At 69.6% G+C, this 11,091-nt stretch carries 13 protein-coding genes; 7 read left to right on the top strand and 6 right to left on the bottom strand.

The genetic code is table 11. The features are described 5' to 3' along the window. The 5 genes from EIZ44_RS18095 to EIZ44_RS18115 form a co-directional block, all read right to left on the bottom strand. The gene (locus EIZ44_RS18095) at positions 1-546 is read right to left on the bottom strand and encodes a dihydrofolate reductase family protein (RefSeq protein ID WP_134729888.1); all 546 of its coding nucleotides are present in this window, start codon (positions 544-546) and stop codon (positions 1-3) included. Positions 547-632: 86 nt separating this feature from the next. Beyond that, complete coding sequence (locus tag EIZ44_RS18100) at positions 633-1,670, bottom strand: LLM class flavin-dependent oxidoreductase (protein ID WP_134729918.1); 1,038 nt, start codon at positions 1,668-1,670, stop codon at positions 633-635. After that, the gene (locus EIZ44_RS18105; RefSeq protein WP_037815180.1) at positions 1,670-2,182 is read right to left on the bottom strand and encodes an SRPBCC family protein; all 513 of its coding nucleotides are present in this window, start codon (positions 2,180-2,182) and stop codon (positions 1,670-1,672) included. Before EIZ44_RS18105 ends, EIZ44_RS18100 begins: the two co-directional genes overlap by 1 nt. A gap of 75 nt (positions 2,183-2,257) precedes the next feature. After that, complete coding sequence (locus EIZ44_RS18110) at positions 2,258-2,761, bottom strand: winged helix-turn-helix transcriptional regulator (protein WP_037815182.1); 504 nt, start codon at positions 2,759-2,761, stop codon at positions 2,258-2,260. Between the two features lie 40 nt (positions 2,762-2,801). After that, positions 2,802-3,191 carry a cupin domain-containing protein gene (locus EIZ44_RS18115; RefSeq protein ID WP_037815184.1) on the bottom strand — a complete coding sequence of 130 codons (390 nt, stop codon included), beginning with the start codon at positions 3,189-3,191 and terminating at the stop codon, positions 2,802-2,804. A 51-nt stretch (positions 3,192-3,242) separates the two neighbouring features. Between EIZ44_RS18115 and EIZ44_RS18120 the strand changes: the two genes are divergently transcribed. From EIZ44_RS18120 to EIZ44_RS18130, 3 genes are all read left to right on the top strand, one after another. Next, entirely contained in the window at positions 3,243-4,208 is a 966-nt protein-coding gene (locus tag EIZ44_RS18120) for a helix-turn-helix domain-containing protein (RefSeq protein WP_134729889.1), read from the top strand. Between the two features lie 218 nt (positions 4,209-4,426). After that, entirely contained in the window at positions 4,427-5,602 is a 1,176-nt protein-coding gene (locus tag EIZ44_RS18125; RefSeq protein WP_037815188.1) for a lytic transglycosylase domain-containing protein, read from the top strand. A 49-nt stretch (positions 5,603-5,651) separates the two neighbouring features. Continuing rightward, positions 5,652-6,563, top strand: coding sequence for an SDR family NAD(P)-dependent oxidoreductase (locus EIZ44_RS18130; RefSeq protein WP_134729891.1), 912 nt, complete (start codon positions 5,652-5,654; stop codon positions 6,561-6,563). A 2-nt stretch (positions 6,564-6,565) separates the two neighbouring features. Here EIZ44_RS18130 and EIZ44_RS18135 read toward each other — a convergent pair whose 3' ends face one another. Continuing rightward, the gene (locus EIZ44_RS18135; RefSeq protein WP_167754178.1) at positions 6,566-7,360 is read right to left on the bottom strand and encodes a TetR/AcrR family transcriptional regulator; all 795 of its coding nucleotides are present in this window, start codon (positions 7,358-7,360) and stop codon (positions 6,566-6,568) included. 118 nt (positions 7,361-7,478) lie between these two features. On the opposite strand from EIZ44_RS18135, the gene EIZ44_RS18140 reads away from it, so the two are divergent. The 4 genes from EIZ44_RS18140 (at position 7,479) to EIZ44_RS18155 (ending at position 11,026) form a co-directional block, all read left to right on the top strand. Then, positions 7,479-7,892, top strand: a complete 414-nt coding sequence (locus tag EIZ44_RS18140; RefSeq protein WP_037815197.1) for a DnaJ family domain-containing protein — start codon at positions 7,479-7,481, stop codon at positions 7,890-7,892. Between the two features lie 394 nt (positions 7,893-8,286). Continuing rightward, positions 8,287-9,417, top strand: coding sequence for a metallophosphoesterase (locus EIZ44_RS18145; protein WP_167754179.1), 1,131 nt, complete (start codon positions 8,287-8,289; stop codon positions 9,415-9,417). Between the two features lie 116 nt (positions 9,418-9,533). After that, positions 9,534-10,334, top strand: coding sequence for an alpha/beta fold hydrolase (locus tag EIZ44_RS18150; RefSeq protein WP_134729895.1), 801 nt, complete (start codon positions 9,534-9,536; stop codon positions 10,332-10,334). 35 nt (positions 10,335-10,369) lie between these two features. Continuing rightward, entirely contained in the window at positions 10,370-11,026 is a 657-nt protein-coding gene (locus EIZ44_RS18155; protein ID WP_134729897.1) for an HAD family hydrolase, read from the top strand. Positions 11,027-11,091: the final 65 nt, after the last annotated feature.

The following is an 11,091-nucleotide window of genomic DNA, read 5'->3' on the forward strand; positions in this document are numbered from 1 at the left end:
TCAGTCGTCGGACGGCCGGTAAACCAGCCGCAGCACCCCGTTGCGGAACGCCGTCGTGTCCGCCAGCTCGAAGTCCAGCTGCGGCCCCTCCGCGGGGAACAACCGGCGTCCCTTGCCGACCACCACCGGGTACTGCAGCAGGGTCAGCTCGTCCACCAGCCCGTGCGACAGGAGCCACCGCACGAGCGTCGTGCTGCCGCTGGTCATGATGTCGCCGCCCGCGCTGGACTTCAGGTCCGCGATCGCCTCGCCGAGGTCGCCGCGCAGGAGGGTCGTGTTGTGCCAGTCCGCCGCGGTCAGGGTGGTGGACGCGACGTACTTCGGCACGCTGTTCATGAACTCCGCGCCCGGGTCGTCCGTGCGACCGGGCCACGCCTCGGCGAAGCCCTCGTAGGTCACGCGGCCCAGCAACATCGCGTCGGCGTCCGCCATGCCGTCGCCCACCGCGTGTTCGAGCTCGTCGTTCCAGTACGAGAGCGACCACTGGTCCGGCGCCTCGACCACGCCGTCGAGCGAGACGAACAACGTGGACACGATCTTGCGCATCGAGCGACTCCTTGAGGTTCGGGATCGCCGACACTATGGCGCAGCCGGACCCGCTGACGCAGCCGGTTGGCCCAATACTTGGTCTGTCAGGGCACTTCCGTTACCAACTCGAGTGCCCGACCCAGCGTCGCCAGCCGTTTTTCCAGCGTGTCACCGGCCGGATACAGCCGGACCGTGTCGACACCGGCGGCGCGCCACACCTTCAGCCGCGCGCGGACCATGTCCTCAGTGCCGATCAGGGTCGTCGCGAGCACCATCTCGTCGGTCACCAGCCCGGCCGCGCCGTCGCGATCGCCGGACTGCCAGCGTTCCCGCACCTCCGCGGCGACGTCCGCCCAGCCTTGCCTGCTGTAGGCGTCGTGGTAGAAGTTCGTGCTCGCCGAACCCATGCCGCCCAGCGAAAACGCCAGCTCCTTCTTGCGCCCGGCGACCATCGGGCGCAGTTCGTCCTCATCGGACGCGAACGCGACCTCCGCGCCTTGGCACACCACGAGATCGCCGCGGCTCCGACCGGCTTTCGCGAGCCCGGCGTCAAGGTGGCGGAAGTAGGCGTCGGCGCCCTCGGGGACGAAGCTCGTTCCGAGCCAGCCGTCGGCGAGTTCGCCGGTGAGCTCCAGCATTCGCGGCGACAGCGTAGCCAGGTAGATCGGGATGTCCTCGTTCGGCGTCGTCGACAGCCGCATCGGGCGGGACTCCCCCGGCAACGGGATCTGGAAAGCCTTGCCCGCGAAGGAGATTTTCTCCCCGGCGAAGGCACTGCGGATGATCTGCACCGTCTCGCGCATCCGCGTCAGCGGCCGCGCGAACGGTACCCCGTGCAGCCCCTCGATCACCTGCGGACCGGACGGCCCGAGCCCCAGCGCGAACCGTCCGCCGGACATCTCCGCCAGGGTGAGCGCGGCCTGCGCGAGCGCGACCGGCGTGCGCACGCCGAGCTGCATGATCCCGGAACCGAGCCGGATCCGGTCCGTGCGCGCGGCGAGGTAGCCGAGCACCGACGGCCCGTCCGAACCCCACGCCTCGGCCACCCAGCATTCGCCGAGACCCAGTTTTTCCGCCTCCAGCACGAAATCCCGGGTCTCCGGCCAGCCGGACGACGCCTCGACGGTGGTGGCCGTGCGCATCATCCGGCGGCTTCCACGCGGTCCTTGATCGCGCCGAGCGTGGCGGTCATCGAGGCCTCGAACTCGCTCAGCCGGACGTGCACGATCTTCTGTTCCTTCTCCGGCATCCGCGCGATCACCTCGGTCACCCCGGACGGCCCGGGCCCCATCTGCGCCCACTGCGTGAGCCGCGTGCCGCCGTTCTCCGGGGCGAGGGTGAACCGCCAGACCGCGGTCGGATTGGCCGGATCGCTGACCGCCCAGGCGAAGACGCGCGGCTCCTCGCATTCGACGATGTAGGACGTGGTTTCCCAGTCGCCGCGCGCCTGGTGGTGATTGCGCCCGACGAAGGACCGTCCGAGCGCCGGCGCCGAACCCTCGTCGCACCACCGGACCGACTGCAGTTCGCCGCTCAGCTCCGGCATCAGCGCGACGTCCGAGGCGAACCGCCACACCTGCTCGGGCGAGCCGTCGATCCACGCGTCCACCTGCACCGTCGGGGCGTCCGCGTACCGCGCGCCGGTCCACTCCATGGCGAGTCCTCCTCCGTTGGCGTCTCGACCAGCATAGTTGCGTAACTAGACTGACCCTGTCAACGCCACCGACCGCTACTCCTGCGGCGCGAACCTCGCCTGAACGTCCGGCCGCTGCGAGAGGCGTTCCGGAAAGCCGGGCCCGCGCCGCATCCGGGTGTCCTCGGCGGACAACGGCTCGCCGCAGTCCGCGCAGACGACGGTCGCGGTCGTGTCGTGTCCGCAGGCGTCGTGGTGCAGCACGATCGGCGGGCCCGCTTCGGTGGCCAGCCACCGGTCGCCCCAGGCCGTCATCGCCGCCAGCACGCTCCAGAAATCGCGGCCCTTCTCGGTGAGCACGTAGTCGTAGCGCACCGGTTCGGCCTGGTAAGCACGCTTTTCGAGCAAGCCCTCGTCGACCAGCCTGCGCAGCCGGTCGGCGAGGGTGTTGCGCGCGATGCCGAGCGCCTGCTGGAACTCGTCGAAGCGGCGGACGCCGTAGAAGGCGTCCCGCAGCACCAGCGGCGTCCACCAGTCCCCGAGCAGGTCCATGGTCCGGGCGATCGAGCACGGCCACTGCGCGAAGGAAGTGCGTTTCATGACGGCGAGGATACGCCGTCCCACAGTGCAACCCAGCAGGTCAGACGCGATGCCCGACGGTCACGTCGACAATGTCGGGCACTTCTTCGTGCTCGTCGCCGACCGAGAGCGTCCCGGACGGCTCCACGAGCAGCACCACCGCGCCTTCCTTCGACGACGGCTTGTGGAAGGTGCCGCGCGGGACCACGAACGCCTGTTCGCGGGTCAACGTCACGGTGCGTTCGCCGTCCGCTTCGCGCAGGCCGATCTCGATGCTGCCGTCGAGAACGAGGAAGAACTCGTCGGTGTTGTCGTGCTTGTGCCACACGTGTTCGCCGGCGAACCGGGCGAGACGGATGTCGTAGTCGTTGACGTTGGCGACGATCCGGGGGCTCCACGGGGCGTCGAATCCGGCGAGCACGGCCTGCAGATCGAGGGGCTGAGTAGTCATGGCTCGATCTTGGGCCTGGTCTCGCGTCGCCGGGAGTGCTAGGAATCGCATATGCCGAAAGGATCCTCGCACCGCGTCGTGATGATCGTCGGCGACGGCTCGAATCCGTTCGAGATGGGCGTCGCGACGGAACTGTTCGGCCTGCGCCGGCCGGAACTGCGCCGGCCCTGGTACGACTTCGCGCTCGCGGCCCCCGGCGGCCAAGCCCGGATGCACCTCGGCTTCTTCACCCTCGCCGACGTCGCCGACCTCGACGCGGTGGACAGCGCGGACACGGTGATCGTCCCGAACCGGCCGGATCCGGCCACGCCCGCCGACCCGGAAATCCTCGCCGCGATCCAGCGTGCGGACTCCCGCGGCGCGCGGTTGATGAGCTTCTGCACCGGCGCGTTCACCCTGGCCGAGGCAGGCGTGCTCGACGATCGCCGGGCCACCACGCACTGGCAATGGGCCGACGAGTTCACCGCGCGCTACCCGCGGGTCCGGCTGGAGCCGGACGTCCTCTTCGTCGAGGACGGCACAGTTTTTACCGCCGCCGGAAGCGCGGCCGCGCTCGACTTGTCGCTGCACGTGATCCAACGCGATCACGGCGCGGAAATCGCCAACGCGGTCAGCCGCCGCCTCGTTTTCACCGGACATCGCGAAGGCGGCCAGCAACAGTTCGTGGAACGCCCGATGCCGGAGATTCCCAACGCCTCGCTCGCGCCGGTGCTGGAATGGGCCCGTCAGCGGCTCGACCAGCCGCTCGCGGTCACCGACCTCGCCGCCCGCGCGTCGACCAGCGCCGCCACCCTGCACCGCCGGTTCCGCGCGGAACTCGGCACGACGCCGCTCGCCTGGCTCACCGCCGAACGCGTGACGCTGGCCCGCAGGCTCATCGAACGCGGCGAACATGGTCTGGACCGCATCGCCGCCCGCACCGGGCTCGGCACCGGCGCGAATCTCCGGCTGCAACTGCGCAGGCACACCGGCTTGTCGCCGTCCGAATACCGCAAACGATTCGGCCCGGCGGCCTAATTCGCCTCAGGGTCCACTGTGGACCCTACGAAGGGATTGCTCCATTCGGCCTAATCGGCGAAGTTCCGGTTAAGCCCCGATGACCGGAACCCGCCAAAGGTTTTATGCCAGACGAACGAAAGTTGGCCGGAACGGACAGAATTCCGCCGAGCCCTCACCGGATCGCGGACAGATCCGCTAGCTTGGCCGCAGACGGCAGAACGAACGGGGAGACGAGCATGGCCAGACGCCGCCCGCAGGGACGGAACGCCCGCAGCCGGGCTTTCGCCGCCCTCGCCGGAGGCGCGCTCGTGGTGCTGCCGACGGTGACGTCGTCCGGCATCCCGGTGGCGTTGCGCGCCGCTGAGCCGCCGTCGGCCGCCCAGGCCGCGCCCAGCGTTCCCGGACTGCCGCCGGGCATCACGCTCCCGCCGATCGGCGTCGACGGCAGCCTCCCGCAGCCGCCGGTCCCGCAGGCGCTCGGCGTGCCGGGCTACCCGAACGGTCCCGGCTCGGCGACCACCGCCGGCCCGCTGGGCATCCCGGACAGCATGCTGCGCGCCTACCGCAACGCGGCCGACATCATGGCCCGCGAACAGCCCGGCTGCCACGTCGACTGGGCGCTGATCGCGGCCATCGGACGGGTCGAGTCGAACCACGCCCGCGGCGGCTACGTCGACGCGCGCGGCAACACCCTCGAGCGGATTCTCGGCCCGGTACTCGACGGTTCCGGCGGATTCGCCGCGATCCGCGACACCGACCACGGCCGCTTCGACGGCGACCCGGTATGGGACCGCGCGGTCGGCGCGACCCAGTTCATCCCGTCGACCTGGGCGTCCTACGCCTCCGACGGCAACGGCGACGGCGTTTCCGACCCGAACAACATCTACGACGAAACGCTCGCCACCGCGCGCTACCTGTGCTCCGGAGGTCTGGACCTCTCCAGCGACGCCGCCCAGCGCCTCGCGGTGCGCCGGTACAACAACTCGCAGTCCTATGTGGACACTGTGATGGCGTACGCGTACGGCTACCGCAACGGCGTCTCGAAGCTGCCGGACAGCCAGGTCCCGATCGGAGCCCCGCCCGGCCCCGGAGCGGTCGAAGCCGCCGCGGGCAGCCCGGCAGGCGACGTCGCCCCGCCCGCGCCGCCGCCGGTCACCCCGGCCCCGCCGAGCCAGCAGCCCGGCACCCCGACCCAGCTTCCCGGCAGCAGCACCGCGCCGAGCAGCAGCTCCTCCCCGGCGAAGCCGACCAGCTCAGCGCCCACCACGTCTTCTACGCCTACCTCGTCGACGAGCCCCACCAGCACCACGCCGACGACGAGCACGACAACGTCCAGTTCGGCCCCGGCGAACCCGGCGACGTCCAGCACCACGACCTCCAGCACCACCACGGAGGCCGCGCCGACGCACTGACCGCGGCGTTCGTATAGTCCGGACCAAACCGGACTACGGGGGAGCGATCGTGGCGTGGAATCCTCGGCACCTGCCTGACCTGGCCGGCCGGTGCTATGCGGTGACCGGCGGCAACGCCGGGATCGGCTACTTCATCACCGAGCAGCTGGCCGCCGCCGGAGCGCACGTCGCTCTCTTGGGCCGCGACCCGTCGCGGCTGCGCGCGGCGGTCGAGATGGTGCGCACCCGAGTCGGTTCGGCTTCGCTGAGCACAATCCCGCTGGACCTCGCGGATCTCGACTCCGTCCCGTCCGCCGTCGCAGCGCTCGGCCGGCTGGACCGCTTGGACGCGCTGATCGAGAACGCCGGCATCACCGCCCCCGGACCGGTGCGCCGGACCACGAAACAGAGCTTGGAACTGGCGGTCGGCACCAACCATTTCGGCCACTTCGCCCTCACCGCGCTGGCGATGCCGGTGCTGACCGCGTCGTCCGCGCGCGTGGTGCTGGCGGGCAGCCTGATCACCCGGATGTATCCGTACGACATCGATGATCTGCAGAGTTCGCGCAAGTACTCGGACTTCCGCGCTTATGCGTTGTCGAAGCACGCCGTGCAGTCATTCGCGATGGAACTCGACCGACGCCTGCGTGCGGCCGATTCACCGGTGCGGGCGATCCTCGCGCACCCCGGGTTCAGCCTGGAGCGGACCAGCCCCGCGCGTCCGGGAATCACCCAGCCAGTGCCGGTGATGCGCCTGCTCGCGCCCTATACACACGGAAAGGACCACGGCGCCTGGCCAGCGGTCCGGGCCGCCGTCGACCCCACCGCGACCGGCGGCGCCTATTACGGTCCGGCTTTCGGCGGAGTGGGCCGCCCCCGGCTGGGCACGGCGATGGGCGCGTCCCGGGATCCAGCGCGGGGCCGTCGATTGTGGACACTTTCCGAGGAGGCGACCGGGATCCGCTTCGACGCCCGCGGTTGAGCTTATCCGCCGATCCGCGCTGCGATACCGTCCAGAAGCCGGTCCAATCCGAACTCCGACGCGTCCGAAGCCTGCTCCGCCGACGGCTTCTCGAACCCACCGGCAAGCCACGTCCGGTTCATCGCCGGATGAGACTCGACGTCGAAATACGTGTGCCAGAACGAAGAATGCTGTCCCCACCACGCCTCATTGGACTGTCCGGTGGTCCGTTCCAAGTGGACACTCTCCGCCTCGGCCGCCGCGTTCGCGTCCACATAGCCCGCGACCGAATTGGCCGCCGCGACGATTTCCCGGGCAGGCAGTCCCAGACTCTCCATAATGGACAGCAGGTATTCCTGACCGGCCAGCTGCCCCGGACCAAGGGCAGGCCGCACACGCGAACGCTCGCGCAGCCACGGATGCCGACGATAAATGTCGCGCGTGCGGTCGGCGTAAACACGCACCTGCGCACGCCAGTCCTCCGGCCGCGGTTCGCCGGGCCCGGGGAGATTCCGTTCCAGGAGAACGGTGTCGACCATGAGATCGATCAGCTCGGTTTTGCCGGGAACGTAGGTATAGAGCGTCATCGTGCCCGCCCCGAGCTCTTTCGCGACGCGATGCATGGACGTCGCGACGAGCCCCTCGGCGTCGGCGACCGCGATGGCCGCCACGATGATCCGTTCGATGGTGAGCGTCGGCCGCCTGCCGCGAGCCGAGGGTTCCGGAGCGCCCGCACAATCGCGCCACAGCAGCGCGAGCGTGCGCGCGACCTCCTCGCGCGCGGCCTCGGGACCGTCGCCCTCGTGCTCGACGATCATCGTGTCCCCTCCCGGCCTCGTACCGTCAGCGTGGGATCTTACCTGCCGTTTCAGGACCTTCGTCCCCTCCGCGACGCCGCCATGGCCGCTACGCTGGGGAGCGAGGGAGGTGGTTCCAGTGACGGAACGCAAACCACCGGGCGTGTCGTACGGTTCGTGGGTCGACCGGCAAATCGCCGCCGCCGAAGCCCGCGGCGACTTCGAAGACCTTCCCGGAACAGGAAAACCGCTGCCGCCCCCGAGCGGCCGCGACGCCGCCACCGACTGGGCGATCCGCCGCGCCCGCGAAGGCGACCTCGACGTAGCCGCGTTCCTGCCGCCGTCGCTCGCCTTGCCGCGCGAAATCCAAGACCTGCCGGGGAAACTGGCGAAAGTCCACTCCGAAGCCAAGGTGCGGCAGATCGTCGAAGACCTGAACGCCCGCATCCGCAAGGCACACGCGATGCCCCAGGACGGCCCGGTGCTGCGAGCCCGCCCACTGGACGTGGAGGAAACGGTGGCGAACTGGCGCGCGGGACGGGGAGAGTCCTGAGCCACGCGGGGTGAATGCGGGCTGTGGGCCCGGAGGCTGTGTCCGTCTCGCCGAGCCCGCGGCGGCATGATCCGGCCGCACCTGAAATCCCGCGCCACCTGATGCGCAGCTCGTTCCCCTCCGCCCGTCGCACCGCAGCAGCACAATTCCGACTGCTCGCGGCAACTCCACCGTGACCGGACGAAGGGCCCGCAGCCCGGTTCCCGTCGCACCGCAGCGGCACGAGACCCGCGCGCCCGGGAACCCCACCCACCCCAGACGCGCCGTCCGCGCCACCACACCGCACATTCCCGGCCCCTCCGTCCAGCCCCGCCACCCACTCCCCTTCACACCCCGGCCCCCACCCTCCGAATGCGGCTACGCTGGGTAGCACGCGGGCGAAGGGAAGAAAACCGTGGTCGGAGTTCGTCGGGTTGCCTTCGTGGTCGCCGCGGTGCTCTTGTTGTTCGGCGAGCCGTGGTCGGTGCTCGTGTTGTTGCCGGAGTGGCCGGTCGCCGGCACCGTCGTGGGCACGGTCGTTTTCGCCGTCGCCGCGGTGAGTTTTCCGGTGCTCATGGTGCTCGGGCACGGTCCGAAGCAGAGCGACGCCGCCGCGCGGGTCGGGGACGTCACGCTCGGCGCGGTGTGGGTGTTGTTCACCTGGAGCGTCCTCACGCACTTGCTGCGGCTGGTCCTGCTGGTGTCCGGAGTAGACGATCCCGCGCGGCCACGGATCGTAGCCGCGGTCACGCTGGCCGTCGCGGCGGTGCTGCTCGTCAGCGGGAACCGGATCGCCATGCGGGTGCCGCCGGTGAAGGCGGTCGACGTCGTGCTGCCGAAGCTCGGTCCCGGGCTCGACGGGCTGCGCGTAGCGGTCATCACCGACACCCACTACGGCCCGCTCGACCGCACCCGCTGGTCCGAGCGCCTGGTCGCGGAACTGAACCGGCTGCAGCCCGACGTCGTCTGCCACGCCGGGGACCTCGCCGACGGATCGGTCGCCAAACGGCGCAAGCAGGTCGACCCGCTCGGCGGCGTGCAAGCCCCGCTCGGCCGGTTCTACATCACCGGCAACCACGAGTACTTCGGCGAGGCACAGGCCTGGCTGGACCACATGGCGAGCCTCGGCTGGGACACCCTGCACAACAGCTCGACCCTCATCGAACGCGACGGCGCCCGCCTCCTCTTCGCCGGCATCGACGACCCCACCGGAGCCGCCTCCGGCCTGCCCGGGCACGGCCCCGACCTGGCCGCCGCCCTCGACGGCGCCGACCACGACGTCCCCGTCGTCCTGCTCGCCCACCAGCCGAAACAGGTCGCCCAGGCCCGCGAGGAAAACGTCGACCTGCAGATCTCCGGCCACACCCACGGCGGCCAGATCTGGCCGTTCCACCTCCTCGTCCGCCTCGACCAGCCGACACTGTCCGGCCTCACCCGGCACGGCCCGACCCAGCTGTACAACAGCCGCGGCTCCGGCTTCTGGGGCCCGCCGTTCCGGGTCTTCGCCCCGAACGAAATCGCCCTGCTGACCCTCCGCAGCGCCTAAACCCGCCAGCCCCCTTGCACCCCAGCAGATCCCACCGACTAATTTTTTTGTCTTGACAACTCAAACCATCGGATGCGAAAGTTCTCCTCACCAGCACCACCCCGAGGAGGAACCCCATGCCCACCGTCACGTCCGCCGACGGCACCCAGATCGCCTACTCCCGCACCGGCTCCGGCCCCGCACTCGTCCTCGTCGACGGCGCGCTCTGCTACCGCACCTCGACGCCCAACGACGATCTCGCCAAAGCCCTCGCGGACCGCTTCACCGTCTACACGTTCGACCGCCGAGGCAGAGGCGAAAGCGGCGACACCGCTCCGTACGACGTCGAGCGCGAGATCGAAGACATCTCCGCACTGGCCAAGGAAGCAGGCGGAGAGATCAGCCTGTACGGCATCTCGTCCGGCGCCGCTCTCGTACTGGAAGCCGCCCATCGCGGCGTGCCGGTCAAGAAGGTCGCGGTGTACGAACCGCCGTTCGTCGTCGACAGCACCCGCAAGCGCGTCCCGGCCGACTACCAGGCGAAGCTCGAAGCAGCCGTCGCCGCCGGAAAACGAGGCGACGCGATCAAGACGTTCATGGTCGAAGGCGTCGGACTGCCCGCCCTGATGGTCACGATGATGCGCCTGATGCCCGCCTGGCCGCGGATGAAGCGCGTGGCCCACACCCTCGCCTACGACGCCCAGGTCATGGACGACAACCAGTCCGGCCGCCCGCTCCCCGCCGAACGCTGGTCCGGAATCACCGCCCCCACCCTGATCCTCGACGGCGGCAAGAGCCCCGAGTGGATGCGCAACGGCGTCGCAGCAGCGGCTGCCCAGTTGCCCCACGCCACCTACCGCACCCTGCCCGGCCAGACGCACCTGGTGAAAACCGCCGCGCTGGCACCGGTACTGGCGGAGTTTTTCGCCACGAACTAACCCGCCACCGGCTCTCGTGAGGCAAGCTGCGAGACGTGGCCACGCGAGCATTGATCTTCGACTTCGACGGCACCCTCGCCGACACCGAAGCAGCGGTACTGCGGTCCTGGCAGGAAATGTTCGCCGGACACGGAGTCGAACTGCCCCTGGACGTCTGGCACACAGTCATCGGCACCCAGAACACCGCCGCGACGATGTTCAAGCTGCTAGCCGAACAAGTAGAAAACGTGGACCCGGAAACCCTGCGCCCATCCATGCGCGCCCGAGTACACGAACTCCTAGCCGAAGACGGCCCACGAGAAGGCGTACTCGACTACCTAGACGAAGCTGCCCGCCGCGGCTTGGCTTTAGGCGTCGCCTCAAGCTCATCCAGCACCTGGGTACACGGGCAACTGGAACGCCTAGGCCTGGCCGCCCGCTTCACCGCAGTAGAAACCGGCGACCGCCACAAACCAAAGCCAGACCCAGACACCTACCTGGCAGCCCTGCGAACCCTAGGCGTAACCGCGGAAGAAGCTCTGGCCTTCGAAGACTCCCCGCACGGCGTGAGCGCAGCGAAAGCAGCCGGAATCACCACCATCGCAGTACCAAACCCCATCACCGCAACGCTGGACTTCGCCAAAGCAGACCAAGTCCTCCCGTCCTTCACCACCACGCCGCTCAGCACATTGCTGCAACAGTTCGGTACGTGAGGGCCACCCTCACAGACGCTGATTCCCTGAGAGGGTGTTGCGGAACCTGGGTGGTTAGTTGTTCG

Source organism: Amycolatopsis nivea (assembly GCF_004522235.1).
In the GTDB taxonomy this organism is placed as follows: domain Bacteria; phylum Actinomycetota; class Actinomycetes; order Mycobacteriales; family Pseudonocardiaceae; genus Amycolatopsis; species Amycolatopsis nivea.

Excerpts from the sequence above, each read along its gene's own strand:
- EIZ44_RS18095 (WP_134729888.1), bottom strand. The coding sequence starts at position 546 with ATGCGCAAGATCGTGTCCACGTTGTTCGTCTCGCTCGACGGCGTGGTC.
- EIZ44_RS18100 (WP_134729918.1), bottom strand. The coding sequence starts at position 1,670 with ATGCGCACGGCCACCACCGTCGAGGCGTCGTCCGGCTGGCCGGAGACC.
- EIZ44_RS18105 (WP_037815180.1), bottom strand. The coding sequence starts at position 2,182 with ATGGAGTGGACCGGCGCGCGGTACGCGGACGCCCCGACGGTGCAGGTG.
- EIZ44_RS18110 (WP_037815182.1), bottom strand. The coding sequence starts at position 2,761 with ATGAAACGCACTTCCTTCGCGCAGTGGCCGTGCTCGATCGCCCGGACC.
- EIZ44_RS18115 (WP_037815184.1), bottom strand. The coding sequence starts at position 3,191 with ATGACTACTCAGCCCCTCGATCTGCAGGCCGTGCTCGCCGGATTCGAC.
- EIZ44_RS18120 (WP_134729889.1), top strand. The coding sequence starts at position 3,243 with ATGCCGAAAGGATCCTCGCACCGCGTCGTGATGATCGTCGGCGACGGC.
- EIZ44_RS18125 (WP_037815188.1), top strand. The coding sequence starts at position 4,427 with ATGGCCAGACGCCGCCCGCAGGGACGGAACGCCCGCAGCCGGGCTTTC.
- EIZ44_RS18135 (WP_167754178.1), bottom strand. The coding sequence starts at position 7,360 with ATGATCGTCGAGCACGAGGGCGACGGTCCCGAGGCCGCGCGCGAGGAG.
- EIZ44_RS18150 (WP_134729895.1), top strand. The coding sequence starts at position 9,534 with ATGCCCACCGTCACGTCCGCCGACGGCACCCAGATCGCCTACTCCCGC.